General features: G+C 69.4%; 21 protein-coding genes. 8 read left to right on the forward strand and 13 right to left on the reverse strand.

Translation table 11 applies throughout. The annotated features are described in order from the left end of the window. Positions 1–41: 41 nt before the first annotated feature. Genes QFZ29_RS02110 through QFZ29_RS02135 form a run of 6 tightly spaced genes read right to left on the reverse strand, consistent with a single transcriptional unit; the run spans position 42 to position 6,420 of the window. Positions 42–1,526 carry a sodium/solute symporter gene (locus QFZ29_RS02110; RefSeq protein ID WP_306892589.1) on the reverse strand — a complete coding sequence of 495 codons (1,485 nt, stop codon included), beginning with the start codon at positions 1,524–1,526 and terminating at the stop codon, positions 42–44. After that, positions 1,523–1,942 (reverse strand): heavy metal transporter, encoded by a 420-nt coding sequence (locus QFZ29_RS02115; protein WP_306892590.1) that lies wholly within the window; start codon positions 1,940–1,942, stop codon positions 1,523–1,525. The genes QFZ29_RS02110 and QFZ29_RS02115 overlap by 4 nt, the downstream gene beginning before the upstream one ends. Further along, positions 1,939–2,715 carry a LytR/AlgR family response regulator transcription factor gene (locus tag QFZ29_RS02120; RefSeq protein ID WP_306892591.1) on the reverse strand — a complete coding sequence of 259 codons (777 nt, stop codon included), beginning with the start codon at positions 2,713–2,715 and terminating at the stop codon, positions 1,939–1,941. Before QFZ29_RS02120 ends, QFZ29_RS02115 begins: the two co-directional genes overlap by 4 nt. Then, complete coding sequence (locus QFZ29_RS02125) at positions 2,712–3,899, reverse strand: sensor histidine kinase (RefSeq protein ID WP_306892592.1); 1,188 nt, start codon at positions 3,897–3,899, stop codon at positions 2,712–2,714. The genes QFZ29_RS02120 and QFZ29_RS02125 overlap by 4 nt, the downstream gene beginning before the upstream one ends. A 23-nt stretch (positions 3,900–3,922) precedes the next feature. Beyond that, positions 3,923–4,132 carry a YbdD/YjiX family protein gene (locus QFZ29_RS02130; RefSeq protein WP_306892593.1) on the reverse strand — a complete coding sequence of 70 codons (210 nt, stop codon included), beginning with the start codon at positions 4,130–4,132 and terminating at the stop codon, positions 3,923–3,925. Then, positions 4,132–6,420, reverse strand: a complete 2,289-nt coding sequence (locus QFZ29_RS02135; protein ID WP_306892594.1) for a carbon starvation CstA family protein — start codon at positions 6,418–6,420, stop codon at positions 4,132–4,134. Before QFZ29_RS02135 ends, QFZ29_RS02130 begins: the two co-directional genes overlap by 1 nt. A 194-nt stretch (positions 6,421–6,614) precedes the next feature. On the opposite strand from QFZ29_RS02135, the gene QFZ29_RS02140 reads away from it, so the two are divergent. Continuing rightward, a complete protein-coding gene (locus QFZ29_RS02140; protein WP_306892595.1) occupies positions 6,615–7,088 on the forward strand; it encodes an NUDIX hydrolase in 474 nt (157 codons plus the stop codon). A 27-nt stretch (positions 7,089–7,115) separates the two neighbouring features. Here QFZ29_RS02140 and QFZ29_RS02145 read toward each other — a convergent pair whose 3' ends face one another. Continuing rightward, positions 7,116–8,597: a multicopper oxidase family protein gene (locus QFZ29_RS02145; protein ID WP_306892596.1), complete on the reverse strand. Its 1,482-nt coding sequence runs from the start codon at positions 8,595–8,597 to the stop codon at positions 7,116–7,118. Continuing rightward, complete coding sequence (locus tag QFZ29_RS02150; RefSeq protein WP_306892597.1) at positions 8,581–9,090, reverse strand: hypothetical protein; 510 nt, start codon at positions 9,088–9,090, stop codon at positions 8,581–8,583. Before QFZ29_RS02150 ends, QFZ29_RS02145 begins: the two co-directional genes overlap by 17 nt. 136 nt (positions 9,091–9,226) lie before the next feature. On the opposite strand from QFZ29_RS02150, the gene QFZ29_RS02155 reads away from it, so the two are divergent. The 3 genes from QFZ29_RS02155 to QFZ29_RS02165 all read left to right on the forward strand — a co-directional run bounded on the left by QFZ29_RS02155 (position 9,227) and on the right by QFZ29_RS02165 (position 13,140). Continuing rightward, a complete protein-coding gene (locus QFZ29_RS02155) occupies positions 9,227–11,269 on the forward strand; it encodes a sensor histidine kinase (protein ID WP_306892598.1) in 2,043 nt (680 codons plus the stop codon). Then, positions 11,262–11,939 carry a response regulator transcription factor gene (locus QFZ29_RS02160; RefSeq protein WP_306892599.1) on the forward strand — a complete coding sequence of 226 codons (678 nt, stop codon included), beginning with the start codon at positions 11,262–11,264 and terminating at the stop codon, positions 11,937–11,939. The genes QFZ29_RS02155 and QFZ29_RS02160 overlap by 8 nt, the downstream gene beginning before the upstream one ends. Positions 11,940–12,048: 109 nt before the next feature. After that, positions 12,049–13,140, forward strand: a complete 1,092-nt coding sequence (locus QFZ29_RS02165) for a hypothetical protein (RefSeq protein ID WP_306892600.1) — start codon at positions 12,049–12,051, stop codon at positions 13,138–13,140. Between the two features lie 94 nt (positions 13,141–13,234). Here QFZ29_RS02165 and QFZ29_RS02170 read toward each other — a convergent pair whose 3' ends face one another. From QFZ29_RS02170 to QFZ29_RS02185, 4 genes are all read right to left on the reverse strand, one after another. Then, a complete protein-coding gene (locus QFZ29_RS02170) occupies positions 13,235–14,488 on the reverse strand; it encodes an RNA polymerase sigma factor (RefSeq protein WP_306892601.1) in 1,254 nt (417 codons plus the stop codon). Continuing rightward, a complete protein-coding gene (locus QFZ29_RS02175) occupies positions 14,470–14,850 on the reverse strand; it encodes a YciI family protein (protein ID WP_306892602.1) in 381 nt (126 codons plus the stop codon). Before QFZ29_RS02175 ends, QFZ29_RS02170 begins: the two co-directional genes overlap by 19 nt. Positions 14,851–14,868: 18 nt before the next feature. Continuing rightward, complete coding sequence (locus tag QFZ29_RS02180) at positions 14,869–15,447, reverse strand: dihydrofolate reductase family protein (protein WP_306892603.1); 579 nt, start codon at positions 15,445–15,447, stop codon at positions 14,869–14,871. A gap of 83 nt (positions 15,448–15,530) precedes the next feature. Further along, entirely contained in the window at positions 15,531–16,424 is an 894-nt protein-coding gene (locus tag QFZ29_RS02185) for an aldo/keto reductase (protein WP_306892604.1), read from the reverse strand. Between the two features lie 179 nt (positions 16,425–16,603). On the opposite strand from QFZ29_RS02185, the gene QFZ29_RS02190 reads away from it, so the two are divergent. The 3 genes from QFZ29_RS02190 to budA all read left to right on the forward strand — a co-directional run bounded on the left by QFZ29_RS02190 (position 16,604) and on the right by budA (position 18,567). Then, complete coding sequence (locus QFZ29_RS02190; RefSeq protein ID WP_306892605.1) at positions 16,604–17,326, forward strand: hypothetical protein; 723 nt, start codon at positions 16,604–16,606, stop codon at positions 17,324–17,326. A gap of 111 nt (positions 17,327–17,437) precedes the next feature. Further along, entirely contained in the window at positions 17,438–17,833 is a 396-nt protein-coding gene (locus QFZ29_RS02195; protein WP_306892606.1) for a nuclear transport factor 2 family protein, read from the forward strand. Beyond that, complete coding sequence (gene budA / locus QFZ29_RS02200; protein ID WP_306892607.1) at positions 17,830–18,567, forward strand: acetolactate decarboxylase; 738 nt, start codon at positions 17,830–17,832, stop codon at positions 18,565–18,567. The genes QFZ29_RS02195 and budA overlap by 4 nt, the downstream gene beginning before the upstream one ends. A gap of 9 nt (positions 18,568–18,576) precedes the next feature. On the opposite strand, the gene QFZ29_RS02205 is transcribed toward budA, so the two are convergent. Further along, positions 18,577–19,509: an NADP-dependent oxidoreductase gene (locus QFZ29_RS02205; protein ID WP_306892608.1), complete on the reverse strand. Its 933-nt coding sequence runs from the start codon at positions 19,507–19,509 to the stop codon at positions 18,577–18,579. Positions 19,510–19,608: 99 nt separating this feature from the next. Between QFZ29_RS02205 and QFZ29_RS02210 the strand changes: the two genes are divergently transcribed. Beyond that, positions 19,609–20,127 carry a MarR family winged helix-turn-helix transcriptional regulator gene (locus QFZ29_RS02210; protein WP_306892609.1) on the forward strand — a complete coding sequence of 173 codons (519 nt, stop codon included), beginning with the start codon at positions 19,609–19,611 and terminating at the stop codon, positions 20,125–20,127. Positions 20,128–20,213: the final 86 nt, after the last annotated feature.

Consider the following 20,213-nt stretch of genomic DNA (forward strand, 5'->3'; position numbering starts at 1 on the left):
CGACGGGTCTCAGCTCTGCTGTGGTCTTCCGGCACGGCGCGTCACGATGCGCCGGGTGATCCGCTCGCACGAGGAAGTTCCGGGGTGTGCAACCGACTGAGCATCCGGTCGGTGTTCAGGGGCGTGCGGCGGTCGAGCAGTGAGACGGCGATCGTGGTCAGCGCCGCGGCGGGGATCGTCCAGGCTCCGGGTTGCGCGAGCAACGCCGCGGCGGGGCCGGCCTGCGGCCCGAACACCGATGATGCGATGAGCGCGGCCGCGCAGAGCACAGACCCGACGAGCATCCCGGCGATCGCGCCTCGAGCCGTCAGGGGGCGCCACCAGATTCCGAGCACGATGACGGGTGAGAGCGCCGAGGCGGCGAAGACGAAGACGTTGGCGACGGAGGTCACGAGGCCCTGGGGAACCGTTGCGAGCGCGAATCCCAGCGGCACGGCGGCGCACACGACGGCCGCCCATCGGAAGGAGCGGACCGTGCCGTGGAACAGGTCCTGGCTGACGACACTCGACAGCGACACGACGAGTCCGGACGATGTGCCGAGGAACGCTGCCAGGGCGCCGGCGATGACGAGCGCGGTGAGCAGCTCTCCCGCGATGCCCGGGATCAGGCGCGAGGGCAGCAGGAGTGCCACGGTGTCGGCGATGCCCGGTCGGGCGAGGTCGGGTGCGGTGGCCCGGGCGACGAGGCCGATCGTGCCCGAGACCATGTAGAAGGCGCTGATCATGGCGATGACGATGACGGTCGTCCAGCGCGCCGAGCTCCCGGTCGGGCTCGTGTAGAAGCGCACGAGGACGTGCGGCAGGCCGATTGTGCCGCAGAGCAGGGCCAGCAGCAGCGACGCCGTCGTGTAGGCGTCGAGTCCGCTCGGACCGTGCTCGGCAGGGAACACGAGCTCGGGATCGATGCGCGGCTCGTACCCACCGAGCGTGATCACGAAGAAGATGACGGGCACGAGGAGTGCGCCGAGTTTGAGCCAGAACAGGAACGCCTGCACGAAGGTGATGGAGCGCATGCCTCCCGCCGCGACCGAGCCGCTGACGACGACGGCGACGACGACGGCGCCCACCCACGGCGGGATGTCGGCGACGACGTTGACCGCGAGTGCCGCCCCGTGCAGCTGGGGCACGATGTAGAGCCAGCCGATGACGAGCACGAGGGCGCTCGTGATCCGGCGGGCGACGATGGAGTCGAGGCGGGCGTGGATGAAGTCGGGGATCGTGTAGGCGCCGCTTCGCCGCAGGGGCGCGGCGACGAACATGAGCACGAGCAGGTATCCGGCGGCATAGCCGATGGGGAACCAGAACGCGTCGGAGCCGGAGAGGAGCACGAGCCCCGACAGCCCGAGGAAGGTGCCGGCCGAGAGGTACTCGCCGCTGATGGCGGACGCGTTCCAGATCGGACGCACCGTGCGGGACGCCACGAAGAAGTCGCTCGTCGTGCGGGAGATGCGCAGGCCGTAGACGCCGATGAGCGACGTGACGACGAGCACGAGCGCGATCGCGCCCACGGCGAGAATCGGGTTCATTCGTGCTCCACGAGGGCGTTGAACCGGCGCTCCGTGCGCATCGCGGCGACCGCGAAGACCGCGGCATAGATGATGATGATCGGGTAGAAGCCGTAGGCCTGGATCAACCAGGGCAGCGGCACGCCGCCGATCGAGAGGTCGTGCAGCTCGGGTACCCGGCTGATCACGAAGGTGACGGATGCCACGACCACGACGAACGAGAGCACGCACGCCAGCGCGAGGCGGCCTTGGGTGCGCATGAGGCTGCGGGTGAACACCGTCTCCGCCTCGCTGACCTGTGAGGCGCCCACCCGCACCAACGGCTCAGCTCGATTCGAGGGCTGGTCGGCGGAGCTCACCCGCTCACGGATCGGCTTGCCCTGCCCGCGGCGAGGTTCGGCGGGCGGGCCGCCGCGCGAGGCATCCGGATCGGTCATGCTCGGCCCTCACGAGGCTGCAGGATCGCCTCGCGAACCGCGGCGATCGATCGTCGGCTGACCGGGATCTCCTCTTGGCCGACGCTGACCGAGGGGTGCGTGCCGGTGAGCCTGATCGTGCTGATGGCGTTGCGGTCGACGAGGTACGAGCGATGGACCCGGATGAAGCCAGCCTCTGCCCAGCGCAGCTCGAGGTCGGAGATCGACTCGCGGATCAGGTGGCTGCCGGTCTCGGTGACGAGTCGCGAGTAGTCGCCCTCCGCCTGGACCCAGCGAACGTCGTTGCGATGGACGACGCGGGTGATGTGCCCGACACGGACCGGGATGCTCTCGTCGGGGATCGTCTCTGGCTGTTCGGGCGTCTCACGACCGGCGATGATCCGCCCGATGGCGCGGTGCAGCCGCTCGCGGCGGATCGGCTTGAGGATGAAGTCGACGGCGGCGAAGTCGAACGCCTCGACGGCGCCGGCCTCGTCTGCGGTGACGAACACGATCGCCGGCGGCTGGGTGAACCGGGACATGGCGCGCGCGAGGTCGAATCCAGACAGCCCGGGCATGTGGATGTCGAGGAACGCGGCGTCGACCTGGTGCTCTGCGAGCAGGCGAACCGCTTCGGAACCGGAGGATGCCCGCCAGATCCCCCCGATGCGCGCATCTCGCCGCAAGAGCTGTTCCAGCTCGTCGAGCACGGGTCGCTCGTCGTCGGCGATGAGCACGTCGATCGTCCCGGCGTCGGCGCCGGCGCCGGCTCCTGACTCGTCTGCGGCTGTCATCGATTGACCGGCCTTTCCGTCTCGTTGAACGGCTGCGACTTGGGGATGCGCATGCGCACCATCGTGCCCGCCCCGGGGTTCGTCTCGACGACGAGCGCGTGGTCGTCGCCGTAGATGCGGCGGATGCGGGAGTCGACGTTGCGCAAGCCGACGTGGTCGGTGGCCTCGCCGGCGGTGAGCAGTGCTCGCAGCTCTTCCGGTTGCATGCCGACCCCGTCGTCGTCGACCGTGATCTCGGTGTGCGTGCCGTCGTCGCGCGCGGCGATGACGATGGTGCCGCCACGCTCGCGGGGCTCGAGCCCGTGCCGCACCGCATTCTCGACGAGCGGTTGCACGCTGAGGAACGGGATGACGGTCGCGAGCGTCTCGGGTGCGATCTGCAATGTGACGCTCAAGCGCTCCTCGAAGCGGGCCCGCTCGAGCTCGACGTAGGAATGGACGCTCTTGAGCTCCTCGGCGAGCGTCGTGAACTCACCCTGCCGCCGGAACGAGTACCGCGTGAAGTCGGCGAAGTCCAGCACGAGATCCCTCGCCCGCTCCGGGTCGGTCGTGATGTACGACGCGATGGCACCCAACGCGTTGTAGACGAAGTGAGGGCTGATCTGCGCGCGGAGGGCTCGCAACTCCGCTTCGGCGAGGGCGGCGCGCGAGGTCTCGAGCTCGCCGAGCTCGATCTGCGCCCCGCACCACTTCGCGACCTCGGTCGTCGCCCGCACGAGTGGCGGGCGCACCTTCGGGGCGAACGCGACGATCACGCCGACGACTCTGCCGTTGGCGATGACGGGCGCTCCGACTGCGGCGGGTCGCGTGTCCGAGGTCGGGGTGAGCAGTTGCCGTTGGCCCGTCTCGATCACGCTGGAGGCCACTTGCCACGCGGCATCCGAGAGGCTCGGCCGCCCGTCGATGGAGACGATCCCCTGCCGGTTCGCGATGGCGATCGCGTCACTGGCCAAGAGGGAACGCAACGCACGCGACGCGCGGTGCAGGTCGCCCGTGTCGAGACCCCCGCGGAGGTGCACGGCGGCTCGCGATGCGAGCGAGAGGGTGCGGAAGGTCGCCCGCTCGGCATCGCTGCCGAGGTCGCGTGCACCGCGCATCAGCCGCCACACGAGCTGGAACAGGACGGTCAGCGCGATGCCGATGCCGATGCCGGCGAGGACGAGGGCCCACACGTCGTCGATCATGTGGGCTCCTCGTCACGTCGTCGTCAGCAGCAGCGCGCCCCCGGGTTGCGGTCCTGGTCATCCATTCTCTGCCGCCAGAACTGTCGCTCGCTCAGCGGCTGGTGTTCCTCGCCGTGATTCGAGCGGTGGTGTTCAAGATAGCGCTGATAGGAATTGTCGCCCATCAGGTCTTGGACGTACCAGGCGATGGCTCCGGGCGCGCGCTTCAGGGTCTGGAGCAACGTCTCGGCCATCAGTGACGCACCGACTCCGGCTGGCGGTCGGCGGGCAGTGCCGCCCATTCGCGCTCGATGGTCTTCTCGGCCGGCGTGGCGATCAGTCCTGACGGAGCGAAGCGGCGGGATGCCACGGGCGGATCCTCGTGGTTCTCGCCCCCGCCGTTCCGCAGCGCCTTGACGGTCGCGAGGATCGACGTGATGAGCACGATGATCGCGAGGGTGACGAACACGATCGAGAGCGTGCCCTGCACCGAGGTGTTGCGAACGACCGCCTCCATCGCCTCGACGCTCGTCGCCGTGCCGAACGAGGTCTCGCCCGCGGCCAAGGCATCGCGGAACGCGACGTGGTTGGCCCAGTAGCCCACTTGCGGCACCGGCGAGAAGATCTTGAACATCGACGCGGTGATCGTCACGACCGCGGCGAAGCCCAGCGGCACGGCGATGATCCAGAGCCACTTGAAGTAACTCCTGCCGCGCTTGACGACGATCGCGAGCACGACGGCGAGCGCGATGACGGCGAGCAGCTGGTTCGCGATGCCGAAGAGGGGGAAGAAGGTGTTGATGCCCCCGAGTGGATCGGTCACGCCGAGGATCAGGATGTAGCCCCAACCGGCGACCATGATCGCGGTCGAGATCCAGACGCCCGGTCGCCAGGCCGTGTTCTTGAACTTCGGGAACACGTTGCCGATCGCATCCTGCAGCATGAAGCGCGCGACTCGCGTGCCGGCGTCGACGGCCGTGAGGATGAAGAGCGCCTCGAACATGATCGCGAAGTGGTACCAGAATCCTGCCATCGCAGCGCCGCCGAGGAACTGCTGCATGATGTGCGCGAGCCCGAGTGCGAGCGTCGGTGCGCCGCCCGTGCGGGAGACGATCGACTCCTCCCCGACGGCCGCGGCCGCCGAGGAGAGCATGTCGGGCGTGAGGTTCACCCCCATGAGGCCGAGCCCGTTGACGAACGCGACCGCGCCCTCGATGGTTCCGCCGGTCGCGGCGGCCGACGAGTTCATGGCGAAGTAGATGCCCCGATCGAGGGAGATCGCGGCGACGAGCGCCATGATCGCCACGAACGACTCCATGAGCATGCCGCCGTAGCCGATGAAGCGCGTCTGACGCTCCTTCTCGATGAGCTTCGGTGTCGTGCCCGAGGCGATCAGGGCATGGAATCCCGAGAGCGCGCCGCACGCGATCGTCACGAACAGGAACGGGAACAGCGGGCCGGAGAACACCGGGCCCAGCTCACCGCCGGCGAACTCGCTGAACGCGGGCACCGTGATCTCGGGGCGCACGACGACGACGGCGCCGGCGAGCATCACGATGACGCCGATCTTCATGAAGGTCGACAGGTAGTCGCGTGGGGCGAGCAGCAGCCAGACGGGGAGCACCGCGGCGATGAAGCCGTAGACGATGATGCCCCAGGCAATGGTCGTGCGGTCGAGGTGGAAGATCTCGGCGCCCCACGGGGTTGCGGCGACCCAGCCTCCCGCGACGATCGCAGCGATGAGCAGCACGAAGCCGATGAGCGACACCTCGGTGATCTTGCCCGGGCGGAGGTACCGCAGGTAGACGCCCATGAAGAGCGCGATCGGGATGGTCATCGAGACGCTGAAGACGCCCCATGGGCTCTCGCCGAGGGCGTTGACGACGACGAGCGCGAGGATCGCGACGATGATGAGCATGATCAGCAGCGACGCGACCATGGCGGCGGTGCCGCCGATCTTTCCGAGTTCGTCGCGGGCCATCTGGCCGATCGTGCGACCGCCGCGGCGCATCGAGAAGAAGAGCACGAGGTAGTCCTGCACGGCCCCGGCGAGGATGACGCCGACGATGATCCAGATCGTGCCGGGAAGGAAGCCCATCTGCGCGGCGAGCACGGGACCGACGAGCGGCCCGGCGCCCGCGATCGCGGCGAAGTGGTGGCCGAAGAGCACGCGACGATCGGTCGGGACGTAGTCCTTGCCGTCGGCCTTGACCTCGGCGGGCGTCGCGCGACGGTCGTCGGGTCGCGCGATGAAGCGCTGGATCACCTTCGAGTAGAAGCGGTACGCGATCAGGTAGCTGCAGACGGCCGCGAAGACGAACCAGATCGCGTTCACGGTTTCGCCGCGAACGATGGCGATCATCACCCACGCGATTCCGCCGAGCAGGGCGACCGCCGCCCACAGGAGAATCTTCGGCCAGGTCCACTTGCTCTCGCGCTCGAGCTCGAGCTCCGGCACCGCCGTTGGCGGAAGACTCGGATCAGCTTGGAGCTCGTCGCTCGAATCGGCTTCGATCGTCGTTCGCCGCAGCTCTGACGTCATGGGGATCCTCCTCGGGTCGCATCATTGCGTACCGGTCACCGTAGGAGCGATCCCGGGCGCCGAAACGCCGAGAACGGTCAATGGTCGCGTTGTGCGACAGGCGGTCGATTTCCGCGACGAACGGACGACCAACGCGACGCTCCGGCGCCACCCCCGGTTCCCGAAGACGGCGACGGCTTCAGTAGGGTGGCGCCATGGCCACTCCCGACTTCGTGCTCGAACTGCGCCGCCATGTCGGCACTCGACCGCTCGCGCTCGCCGGAGTGACGGCGGTGATCCTCCGTGGTGACGAGGTGCTGCTCGGCCGGCGCTCCGACACGAGTGCGCTCACGCCGATCACGGGCATCATCGACCCGGGTGAGGAGCCGGCGGATGCCGCGCGCCGCGAGGCACTCGAGGAGGCGGGCGTGCGTATCCGCGTCGATCGCCTCGCGTGGGTGCACCAGATCCCGCGCATCACGTACGCGAACGGCGACGAGGCCGACTACCTCGACCTCACCTTCCGCTGCACGTGGCTCGAGGGCGAGCCGCATCCCGCCGACGGCGAGATGACCGAGGTCGGCTGGCACCGGCTCGACGAACTCGGCGAGGTGGAGGAGGAGCAGCGCCGGCGCATCCTCACCGCGCTCGACGAACGCGGTGACGCGCGGTTCGAGGGCGGCGCCTGAGCATCGGCCGGATGTCGCAGCCGCGCGTCACTCGGGTTGGTTGCCCGCGGCGCCGTTGATGGTGAACGGCGTCGAGACGCCCTCGTACATGACATGCGCGACCAGGCCATCGACCGCGTGCGGGAGGGTGTGGCAGTGGTTGCTCCAGATGCCCGGGTTGTCGGCGACGAAGGCGATCTCGTACGACTCACCCGGGTGGACGTCGAGGGAGTCGACCCACCAGGGGCTGCCGGATGCCGCGACGCCGTCGCGTGACAGCACGACGACATGGTGCCCGTGCAGGTGCATCGGGTGCACGTCGCCCGAGTCGTTGACGATGCGCATCGCGACGACGTCGCCCTCGCTCACGTGGAACATCGGCACGTCGGGGAACATGCGTCCGTTGATCGTCCAGAAGTTGCCGGGACGCCCGTCGATGATCCCGAAGCGCCGCGCGATCACGTAGTCGAACGATCGGTCGGGCGACGCCGGGTCGAACGACAGCGGTGTCGGCGTGCCGTAGGCGAGCAGGTCGAGCGTCTCCGAGGGCTGCGGAGCCGGCGGTGCGGATGCCGCAGGGTCGCCGACGTGGATGACGCGGGCGCCGCCGACGTGGAGACCCACTGAGCCGTGCTGCGGGGCCCGGACCGGGACATCCGCTCGCCCGCCGGCAGGGATGAGCAGCCGCTGCCCGTCGACGTCGGTCGGCTCGTTCACGTCGTGCCCGTCGGTGGCGAGCACCCGGAACGGCGCTGCCGACCACACGGCGGCCGTGCCCTGGTCGGTGTTGATCACGCGGACCCGCACGGTCTCGCCCGGCGACGCGTCGACGCGTTCGTCGGAGACCCGGCCGTTGAGCGTGTGCTGCCCGCCGTAGACGTGGAGCAGGGCGGTGGCCTCGAGGTCGGCCGCGGCATCCGTCGGCGACGCCGGCTCGATCACGAGCGCGCCGAGCAGCCCGCCCTCGACCTGCTCGTGCGACACCTGGTGCGAGTGGTACCAGTACGTGCCGGCATCCGTCGCCTCGAATCGGTAGACATGGCGGCCGCCGACGGGAACGGCGTCTTGCGTGATGCCCGCGACGCCGTCGGCCGCGTTCGGCACGTCGATGCCGTGCCAGTGCAGCGTCGCGCCGTCGGTCACCGACTCGTTCACGAACGTGACCTCGACGAGGTCGCCCTGCCGCGCCCGCAATTCGGGTCCCGGTGACGTGCCGTTGACGGTATACCCCTCGATGGGGCGCCCGCCCGGCACGTCGACGGTGTCCTGCCGAGCGACGAGTTCGACCCGCACGTCGGCGGGCCGGCCGGGGTCCGCCTGCAGCGAGGTGACGCTGACGGCGTCGCTCTCGTCGGCCGCACCCTCGGCGTGCCCGGCGTGCCCGCCCTCGCCGGCCTGCCCGCTGCCCATGTCCATGACCGAGTACTCGCCCAGGAGCGTCGAACTCCAGGCGACGGTGCCGGCGCCGAGCGCCGTGGTGACCGCGACGCCCGTCACCACTCGGCGGAAGAGCTCACGCCTTGACGACATCGGGAGCGGCCGGTTCCTCGGCGCCGACGCGCTTGGACCGACTGATGCGCAACGCGGCATACACCGCGATGAGCAGCACGGCGAGCGCGTTCGCGCCGTGGATCAGGCCGAGGTAGGGCATGTCGCTGATCGAGTACCCGAGCGTGATCTGCAGTGCGATCACACCGAAGAGGATCGCCGCCCACATGCGAGCACCGCGCACCTTCACGAAGAACGACACGACCAGCAGCAGGAACGCCGCGAGCGGAATGACCGTCCCGCCGACCATGGCGTGGATCGGGAACCCGAGCACGCCGATGAAGTCGGCTTGGCGGCTCTCGATGAGGGCCTTGTCGACCACACCGCCGTCTTGTACGTAACCCGACATCCCGCCGAAGCCGAACGCGATCGAGGCAGCCTGCACGACCACACCTCCCGCGACGATCCAGGCGAGCACTGCATAGACCTTGCGCATGATGTTCCCTCCATCGGTGCGGGCGCCGGGTCGAGGCATCCGCTCGTCCCTTACCTTCCTCGGCTGGAAATCCGGCCGGAACGAGGCTGGCCTCGCAGTGCATGGAGGCAAGCCGCCATGGCCGGGTAGGGAAGACCCCCTGCCGGGAATCCCACAACAGGCGGATGATTGGACCGTGCTCCGGAGATGGGGATGGCTCGCGACGCTGGCTCCGATCGGAGTGGCCTCGCTCATCTACGTCGTGATCATTCGCGGCTTCGTCGCCCCAGACGATCACGGCCTCGGCTGGCCGTTGCTCGGAGTGCTGCCGACGTTCGTGTTCGGCATGTGGCTGCTCACGGCGTCGACATCGCGATCGGCCGTGTTCATCGCCACGGCGTCCACGGCGATGGCAGTCAGCTCGGCATACGAGACCCTCGTGCAGGAGAACATCACGCTCATCCAGCAGCCGTGGTTCCCGCTGTTCAACGTGGTCGGGCTCACAGCGGATGCGGTCGCGACTGCCGGGTTCCTGGCCATGTTCGCCACCTATCCCACCGGCGTGACTGAACGACGGTGGCAGCGGATCGCCGTCGCCTTCGTCTGGGTACCCGTGCTGGTGGGCCCCCTGACACTGCTCACGACGCCTCACGTCGTGATGTCGCCGTACATCGGCATCAGTGGCGACGCGATTCCGAACTCGTTCGTCGTGCCGTGGCTCGACTGGGCCGCTCCGGCGGTCCACTACGTCGTCTACCAGCCGTGGCCGAGCGTCGCGGTCGGGCTCGGCGTGCTCGTCTCGCGGGCGCTGTTCGGCGATGCCGAGGTCCGCGCACGCACGCGGGTCATGACCTGGGTCATCACCGCCGCCCTGGGGAGCTTCGTGCTGTATACCTTCACGCCGCCGAACGTGATCGTCGCGGTCGCCGTCTTCGCTTCGCTGATGGCGATACCCCTCGCGGCCATCCATGGCATTCTGCGCTACGGCGCGTTCGACATCGCACCGGGTGACCGTGGGCGCCTGGTCGCTCGCTCATCGAACCTGCTCATCACGGTTCTGTACGGCATCGGCGTCGCGACGCCGGGCGTGCTGCTCGCCGAGACCCTGACGGTCATCGGTGCCGTCTTGCTCACCACGCTGCTCGCCATCTGCCTGCTGCCGCTGCGCGGGTGGCTGCAGCGATGGATCCATCGCAAGGTCTTCGGCGACCGGGACCGCCACCTGACGATGCTCAGCGAGCTGGGCGCCCAGTTGGATCGGGCCGTGGAGCCTCGCGACCTGCTCAACCGGCTCGCCGAGGCCGTGCGCGACGGTCTCGACGCTTCGTGGGTGCGCATCAGGCTGGCGGGCCCAGACGGCACGCTCGCCGAATCCCCTGCGGGCGGTGCCGGGGAGGCGATCGGGGACCCGGTCGACTCGTGCGATCTGGTACATGCAGACGAGACGCTCGGCCGCATCGAGCTCGGTCCGCGCCGTCGCGGTGAGTACACCGAGGCCGAGCGGAACCTGCTCCGTACGGTGGCGGGCCAGGCCGCGGCATCCGTCGCCAACGTGCGCCTCACGGCCCAGCTCGCTGAGCAGCTCGACGAGCTGACCGCCTCGCGCGAGCGGCTCGTCGCTGCGCAGGACGGCGAGCGCAAGCGCCTGGAGCGGGACCTGCACGACGGCATCCAGCAGAACATCGTGGCGCAGATCGCCGGTCTCCGCCTCGCCCGCAACCGCCTCCAGCGGGGCGAGCTCGCGGCCGATGAGCTCGTCGAGCTGCAGGACCAGGCCCGCGAGACGCTCACCGACCTGCGGGAGCTCGCTCACGGCATCCACCCGCCGGTGCTGAGCGACAACGGACTGGTGGCCGCGGTCGAGTCGAGCGTGGCGAGGTTCCCGATTCCGCTGACCATCGAAGCGGATGACGGTGTGCGCGCCGAGCGATTCCCCGCTGACGTGGAGACGACGGCGTACTACGTGGTGCGGGAGGCGCTCGCGAACACGGCGAAGCATGCAAATGCGACGCGCGCCTCGGTGGGGCTCGAGCGAAGCAACGGCCACTTGCGGATCGCGATCAGCGACGACGGGGGCGGCGTCGGCACGCTCGTGCCCGCTTCGCGCGGTGGTTTGGCGAACATCCGCGACCGGGTGGCGGCGCTGCGGGGTACGGTGAGCGTCTCGGGCAACGACCCGTCGGGTACGACCGTGCTCGTCGACCTCCCCGTCGAGCGAGAGGCGGATCACGTTGAGTGACCAGGGCATGCTGCGGGTCGTGATCGCCGAGGACAACTACCTGGTGCGCGAGGGCGTGCGACGTCTCCTCGAGGACTCCGGCGAGATCGATGTGGTCGCGGGCACCGGCAACGCGACCGAGTTGCTCGACGCGGTGCGGCGGTTCTCCCCGGATGCGGTGCTCACCGACATCCGGATGCCGCCCGGCCATCACATGGAGGGCATCGAGGCGGCCCGTTCCATCCGTGCTTCGCATCCCGACACGGGCGTGGTCGTGTTCTCGCAGCACGCCGACGAGAGCTACGCGCTCGCGCTCTTCGCCGACGGCTCGGCGGGTCTCGGCTACCTGCTGAAGGACCGCATCGGCGACCTCGAAGACCTCGTGCACGCACTTCGCGAGGTGCGCGCCGGGGGCTCCGTCATCGACCCGCAGATCGTCGACACGCTCGTGCGCCGCCGGAGCGCGGCCGCGGCAAGCCCGCTCGCTGCCCTGTCGCCACGTGAGCTCGACGTGCTGCGCGAGATGGCGCAGGGCCGCACGAACGCGGGCATCGAGCAGTCGCTCTTCCTCTCGTCATCCACCGTCGAGAAGCATGTGAACGCCATCTTCACCAAGCTCCGCCTCCCCGAGACGGGCGTGCACCGCCGCGTCGCCGCCGTGCTCGCCTTCCTGCAGACCGACGGCGGATGACGCGACGACCTGAACGATCGGCTGGTCCGCGCAGGCCGCCCACGTGCTCTCCACGGCGCGTCGCGCTTCTCGTCGCCGCAGCGTCTGGCGCGAACGCTATGTTCGTCCCGTGCGTACGAACGCCGCCGTCGCGACGGCCTTGCTGATCCTGCTCGCCCTTGCCGGATGCTCCGCCGTCGCGGCCCCGACGCCGACGCCCACAGCGACGCCGACGCCGACCCCCGTGGCATCCGGCCCACTCACCTGTGACGACCTCGTGCCCGCGGGTCTGGTCGCCGCCACTCTCGAGGGAGCCGATGGGGTGCAGGTCGAGCCGGTCGCCGCGGTGAAAATCGATGATGCGTTCGAGAGCATCCTGCTCGAGGGCGCCGGTGGCCTCGCCTGCTCCTGGCGCGTGGGCAATGGCATGCCGGAGTACAACGCTCCCAGCGACTGGGCCTACCTGCGCGTGGACGTGCTGCCCGGCGCCGCGGCCCAGTGGCAACCGTTCGAGAGCGAAGGGCGCCCGTCCACGGATACCCGCCAGGTCGCCGGTATCGAGGCATCCGTTTCGGGCGGCGACCCCGGTTGGGCGATCTCAGCGCCCGTCGGCGACACCTGGGTGCACGCGACCATCAGCGCCGCAGGACTCACCGGCAGTGGCAGTCGTTTCGGCGGGTTGGCGGGCGGCGGCATGATGGATCGGCTGGTGGAGGTCGCCGCCTCCGCGTTCACGGTGATCGAGCAGGCGGATGCCGCACAACTCGTCTGGCCCGCCACGGAACTGCGGCAGAGCGACCCGGTCTGCGATGGCGGACTTGACGAGCAGGGGATCGTCGCTGCCCTGCAACTGCCGGAGGAGTCGACCGTGGAGTACGTGACCGTGGAGCCGGACGCAGCCGGCCCGAGTTCCTTCGAGGAGGCCGTGAACGGTGCCGCCCGCACATTCGCCTGCGGTCTCGAGGTCGATGGGATGGCGTGGATCCGTATCTCGACGGCGCGCGGCTTCGCACCGCTGTTCGACCGGCTGCTCACACCCGACGCAGATACGGCATTCACGCCGCTCGCACTCGCCGACGCCCCGGCCGATGCGCAGGCGGTCACCGACTCCGAGAACAGTCGCGCGTCGACGGTGTACCTGGCGATCGGAGACTCGCTGTACAAGATCAAGGGCACTGGCGCCCCTGAGGTCGCCCAGGCGATCGTCGCCCAGACGGACTGATCGACCCCGCCGCATCTCGAAGGGCCGCAGATTTGTGAGTCCAGAGACCTACCCGTCATCCGCGACCGTTCCTGCAGACCGACGGCGGGTAGTCCTACCGCGACTGCCCCCGCCGACCCTCGAGGTATTCGCGCACCGCGGCGTCATCCGTCAGTTCGATCGCTCGTTCGTAGGCGACGGATGCCTCGGCAACGCGCCCGGCGCGGGCGAGCAGGTCTGCGCGGGTCGCCCACCACGGCTGGAAGTGGTCGCCGCCGGCTGGCAGGGCGGCGAGGCCCGCGTGCGCGTCATCCGTGCGCCCGATTACGGCCGCGAGCGCGACCTGCGATCCGAGGCTCGGCGCGACGGCGACGAGCGCCGTGTACAACTGGCGCAGCGCATCCCAGTCGATGGCGCCGGTGCGCCGTCGGTCGAGGTGCACGGCTTGGATCGCGGCTTCCAGCTCGAATCGCCCCGGTGCGCGTCGGCCGGATGTCGCGGCCCGGCGCAGGTACGTCTCGCCCTCGTCGATCAGCTGCGCGTCCCACGACGCGGGGTCCTGCTCCTCGAGCGGCAGGTATGGGCCGGGGCGACGGCGCGCGAGCGACAGGGTCACGAGCGCGGCGAGCGCCCACCCCTCCGGCTCGCGCTCGAGCAGCGAGGCGAGCGTGACCGCGAGGTACTTCGCCTCGCCGGCGAGGGAGCTCGCATCGTCGCGCCACGTGATGGCGGCGCATCCGTACACCGCCTCGAGCACTGCTGGCAGTCGCTCGGGCATCGCGCGCCGATCGGTGATGACAAACGGGACGCGGGCCCGGGCGATGCGCCGCTTCGCCCGCACCAGCCGCTGCGCCATCGTGGGAGCAGGCACGGCGTATGCCGCAGCGATCTGCGCGGCGTCGAAACCGAGCACGGCCTGCAGCATGAGCGGGGTGCGCGCGGCCGGGTCGATGGCCGGGTGCGCGCATGTGAAGAGCAGTTCGAGCCGTCGGTCGGGGATGCGCAGCGGGTCGAGCCCGTCGAGGGGGTCGCTCGCGGCATCCGTCCCCACGAGCGGCACGTTCGTGCGGACCGCCGACGACTTCCACACGTCGCGTTGCCGGTTGCGTGCCACGGTGATCAGCCAGCCGTCCGGATTCGTGGGGACGCCCGTGTAAGGCCACCGCTCGAGTGCCGTGATGAAGGCGTCGGCGAGCGCGTCCTCGGCCAGTGCGAGGTCGCCCGTGCCGACGGCGAGCACGGCGACGAGTCGTCCGTAGGAGGTTCGGGCCGCGTGCTCCGCGGCCGCACGGGCATCCGTGACGGATGCCGCGGCGTCGGATGCCCGGCTGCCGCCGGCGCCGCCGGTGCTCAGCCGCTCGGCGTCCACACGCCGTCCACGGTGTGGGTCGCGCCCGGGCGGATCTCGACCGTGCCGCCCCACTCGAGTGCGGGTGCCTGCGATGCCCACTCGAGCGCCGCGTCGAGGTCGGGCACGTCGATGACGATCGTGCCGCCGAGCTGCTCCTTCGTGTCGGCGAACGGGCCGTCCTGCACCTGCACCGCACCGTCGACCCGGCGAACCGTGGTCGCGACATCCGATGGCTGCAGCACCTCCGCGGCGATGAGCACGCCCGCCGCGTGCAGGGTGGCGGCGTAGCTCGCCATGCGTTGCATGCCCTCGGCGATGACGTCGTCGCCGATCGTCTCGGGCGATTCCTCGGCGTAGTGCAGCAGCAGCGTGTAGCGCATCGTGACCCCCGTGCCGGTTCAGCGAACAGCGTACTGCGCGATGAGGACGCCCGTCGTGGTGGTCACGCTGCGGCGCAGCTCGAGGTCGACGTGAGCGTCGCCGAACAGGGTCGTGCCCGTTCCGAGGATGAGCGGATGCACCAGCAGCACGAGTTCGTCGACGAGGCCCGCGGCGAAGAGCGTGCGTGCCAGTTCGCCGCTGCCAAGTACTGTGACGGGGCCCTCGAGGTCTTGCTTGAGCGCCGCGACGGTCTCGGCGGCGTCACCGGCCAGCAGGGTCGAGTTGGGGTAGCCGAGTTCCGTGCCGCCGTCGCGCGAGACGACATACTTCGGCGACGCCACGAGCGCGTCGGTGAACGGGTTCGGCACAGGGGTCGTGGTCCAGAAGCCGAGCAGGTCGTCGTAGGTGCGGTGCCCGAACAGCATCGCGCCGCTCTCGGACATGCCCTCGCCGGCGAACCGCATCGCGACCTCGTCTTGATACGGCAGCGCCCAGCCTCCGTGGGTGAAGCCGCCGCGAGTGTCCTCGTCAGGCCGTCCGGGCGCCTGCATGACGCCGTCGAGCGTCACGCTCTCGAACACGGTGATGGTGGCCATGATGTGCTCCGATCTCGGCCGCCGAACGCGGCCCGTCATCGGATGAACGAGTGACGGGCACGCCGATCGACACCTTCGCGAAGCTACGCTTCGGGGATCGTGAGCGCGAAGGTCTCGGTCGTGATGTCGGCGGGGTTCGGTCCGCCGCGCACACCGGTGTCGAGCCGGTCGATCGCCTCGAGCTCTGCCGAAGCGAGCTCGAAGTCGAACACGTCGAAGTTCTCGGCGATGCGCTCGGCTCGCACCGACTTCGGAATGGCCGAGCGGCCCTGCTGCAGGTGCCAACGCAGCATCACCTGAGCAGGTGTCTTGCGGTGGTTCACGGCGATACCGCCGATCACGTCATCGTCGAGCGTGCCGTTGCCCTCGCCGCGGTAGAACGTGATGCCGCCGATCGGCGACCACGCTTGCGTCAGGATGCCGTTCGCCTCGTTCGCCGCCCTGACCTCGGGCTGCGAGAAGTACGGATGCACCTCCACCTGGTTCACGGCCGGCACCACCGAGGTCTGCTCGAGCAGCGACGCGAGGTGGTCGGGCATGAAGTTGCTCACGCCGATCGCACGCACTCGCCCGTCGGCGAGCAGGGTCTCGAGCGCTCGGTACGCGTGCACGGTCGCATCGAATCGCTTCGGCATGGGCTGGTGCAGGATGAACAGGTCGAGCACGTCGATTCCGAGCTTGCGCGTGCTCTTCTCGAAGGCGTGCAGCGTCTCGTCGTAGCCGTAGTCGCTGATCCACACCTTCGACTCGATGAAGACCTCCGACGGGTCGATGCCCGAACGCCGAATACCCTCGCCGACCTCGCGTTCGTTCAGGTACGCGGCAGCCGTGTCGATGTGGCGATATCCGGTGCGGAGAGCGGATGCCACGGCCTCGACGGTCTCGTCGGGCGGCGTCTGGAACACGCCGAAGCCCAGCGCGGGCATCGTGATTTGGTTGTTCAGGGCGAGTGAGCTCAGGGTCGCTGTTTCCGTCATCTGTTCGAAGCTACGCGCTTTCGTGGAGACGAGGGAGGAACTGTCAGTACCTGTTATCCCCACGGCGGCAGACGGCGAAGTGGCTCGAAGTGCTACGTCGGGGGTATCGCCGTCGGGACCTGTTCGCGTAGATTCACGCTGGCGCTACCCCCGGCGCCGAGCGACGACGAGGAGACACCGTGACCTACCCACTGCACCCCGCCGATCCGACCCAAGACCCCGCCGAGCCGTTCCGAAACCTCGACCCCGCGCCCACAACGGGCTCGCAATCGACGGTCGAGCTGCAACCCGAGACGTGGGACGACGTCGTCGACTCTCGCCCGCTCACGACCGATGAGGTCATCGAACGCCAGCGGGAGCAGTTCGGCGGCGTGAAGGTCGGCTCGGCATTCTTCGGCTGGCTCACCGCCACCGGCACCGCGACCATCCTCACCGGGATGCTCGCCGCCACCGGCGCCGCACTCGGGCTCGGCGTCGTGGTGCAGGACCCGGGGGCGGCAGCCGACGCCCCGGTCGATGTCGAGACGGTCGGCTGGGTCGGCGCCGGCGCGCTGCTCGTGATCCTGCTCCTCGCCTACTACTGCGGAGGCTACGTCGCCGGACGCATGGCCCGCTTCAACGGCGCCAGGCAGGGCCTCGCCGTCTGGGTGTGGGCGCTCGTGATCGCGATCGTGGTGGCGCTCGTGAGCGTCGTGGTGAGCAGCCAGTACGACATCCTCGGCCAGTTGAACGTGTTCCCCCGCATCCCGGTCTCCGAGGGCGTGCTGACGATCGCGGGCATCATCACCGCGGTCGTCGTCGCCGTCGCGAGCCTCGGTGGAGCCGTCCTCGGCGGCGTCGTCGGGGTCAGGTATCACCGCCGCGTCGATCGCGCCGGGCACGAGGAGTGGAGCGCCGTCTGACGATGCTCGGCGGGTCGGCCGTCGCGGCCCTTGACGGATGCCGGTGGCAGCACGAGGCTGAACGCATCCGGATCCGCTGAGGCGCGGGACACCGCGCGGGAGGGCAGGCTCATGGAGCTCACGAACGAGAAGATCGCCCGCGCATTCTCGAGCCATCGATTCGAGGTTGCGCTGCCGCACCTCGCCGAGGACGTCGTCTGGACGCTCGTCGGCGCGGCACCCATGATCGGGCCCGAGGCGGTGAAGCAGGCCTGCGCGCGCACCGCCGCAGATCTCGCCGGTGTCACGACGGAGTTCCAGCGCTTCCGCACCGTGGTCGGCAATGAGAGCGTCGTCGTCGGCAACGAGAGCGTCGTGGTGGCCAACGAGAGCGTCGTGGTCGACAGCCTCGCGAGGTACACCGACGCCGGGGGAGACGTCTCGGTCGTTGCATCGTGCGATATCTACGACTTCGTCGACAGGCGCGTCAGCGAGATCGTCTCCTACACCGTCGAACTTCCCAGTTGACGAATCCACCTTCGGACCCGAGTGCTGCGCTGACGCAGTTCGCCGTGCTCGATGCCCTGCTCGCCGGCGCGTACGAGTCCGGCCTGCCGGTCGCCGAAGCGCGCTCGATCGGTGACTTCGGCCTCGGCTGCGTCGACCATCTCGGCGGCGAGGTCGTCATCCTCGACGGCGCAGTGATCGAGTGCACGCTCGACGGTCCTCCCGTAGAGATGGACGACGAGGAGCTCCTGCCGTTCGCCATCGTGTGCCGGTTCCCCGATCTCGAGCCGGTCGGCGTGAGCGAGCTGGACCTCGCGGGGTTCACGACATCCGTCGAGGGTGCGCTCATGAGCCGGAACCTCTTCCACGCCGTGCGGTTCGACGGCGTCCTGTCGGAGGTCCGCTTGCGAATCACGCCCCGACAGCATCATCCGCTCCCGGCGCTCGCCGAAGTGACGAGCCACCAGGTCGAGACGGTCGAGAGGGCGGTGCGCGGCACGTTGGTGGGGTTCTGGACCCCGGCCATCTACCAGGGCATCGCTGTCGGCGGGCTCCACCTCCACTTCCTCAGCAATGATCGAAGCTTCGGCGGACATGTGCTCGACCTCGCCGTCGACGCCGGCGACCTGCGGGTGGCGGCCTTCACGCGTTTCGACCTGCGACTGCCGACCGATGAGCTCTTCCTGCGCACGGAGCTCACCCACGCGGAGGATCACCGCATCGTCGCGGTCGAGGGAGGCGCGACGATGCGGTGATCGTGATCCTTACGCGGGAATGAGCACGACCTTCCCGCGAAGCGCACCGCCCTCGGCGAGTGAATGCACGCGGGCAAGCTCCTCCAGCGGATAGCGGGCGCTCACGTCGAGGTCGAGCTCGCCAGCGTCGACCAACTGCGCCAGGCGCTCGAGCTGAGCGGCATCGCTGCGCACGAAGAGGCTCGTCGTGCGCAGGTCCGCGCCGGGCGCGCCCACGCCGGGCGTCGTCGTGGAAACGAACGTTCCTCCTGGCTTGACGAGGGCGACGAGTGCCTCGGTCTCCTCGGGCGTCGTCCGCACGAGGTTCACGACCACGTCGACGGGTTGGGTGACGGCGGCCACCACGGAGGTCGCGGTGTAGTCGATCACCTCGGCGGCGCCGTGCCTCGTCACGGCGTCGCGGCTTCGTGGGCTGGCCGTCGCGATCACGGTCGCGCCGGCTCGCACGGCGAGTTGCACGGCGAAGGCGCCGACGCCGCCGCCAGCACCGTTCACGAGCACTCGCTGGCCGGGCCGCACGTCGGCGTGCTCGACAACCGCCTGCCACGCGGTGAGTCCGCTCGACGCGAGCGCTGCGGCATCCGCGAGTGGAATCGACTGCGGAGCGGGTGCGAGCAGATCGGCGGGCACGGTCACGAACTCGGCCGCGGAGCCCGGCGCGACCATGGGCAGGAACGCGATGACGTTCTGGCCGACCAGATCGGCTGGCACGTCGGGGCCGACCGCGACGACCGTTCCGCTGAGGTCGATGCCGGGAATGTGCGGCAGGTCGATCGGGAATGTCCCCGCCATGAATCCGGCGCGGATGGCGGAGTCGACCTGGTTGTACGTCGTGCCGGCGACTCGAACGAGGGCCTGACCGGTCCCTGCAACGGGTTGCGGGATGTCGACGGCTTCGAGCACGGTCGGGTCGCCGTAGGTCGTGTATCGGATGGCGCGCATGAGAAGGTCTCCTTCGAATTCGAACTAGCTATTACGAATTCGAAACAAGCATGACCGGAAGATTATTTCCAATTCGAACCATTCCAATAGGATGCCGTCATGTCCGATGCCCCGACCCCGCCGATTCCGTCGGAGTTCGGCGTGTACTTCGCGCTCCTCGAGGTGAGCGCGCTGGTGCAACACGGCGTGGAGCGGCAGCTCCGCGTCAGCGGGGACCTGAGCTTCACGCAGTTCCAGATCCTCGCGATGCTCGGCGAGGATCCGTCGTCGCCCAGCAGCATGACCGACCTCGCCGACCGGCTTGTGCACAGCCGCAGCGGCCTGACCTACCAGGTCGATCGGCTTGAGCAGGCTGGGCTCGTCGACCGCGTCCCGTCTGCCGACGATGAACGGAGCGTGAACGTGAGACTGACCTCAAAGGGATCGTCGCTCCTCGCGCGGGTGTTGCCGGGGCACGTCGAGGTCGTGCGCGATGTGCTGATCGACGCTATCGACGGCCGCGACCGCGACGAGCTCACCCGCCTACTGGGGATCGTGGCCGGCCACATGCGGTCACGGCCGCCGCGATCCGCTCGCCGCTTCGGCAGCGACGGCCCGGGCTCCGAGCCCGCGGGGTAGAGTGGGCCCGGCCAGACCGCCGGCCACGTGCCCGGTGCGGTCTGCGCAGAACTTCGGCTCGAGGCATCCGTCTCGCCGTATCTCCC

Source organism: Agromyces albus (assembly GCF_030815405.1).
Classification (GTDB): Bacteria; Actinomycetota; Actinomycetes; order Actinomycetales; family Microbacteriaceae; genus Agromyces; species Agromyces albus_A.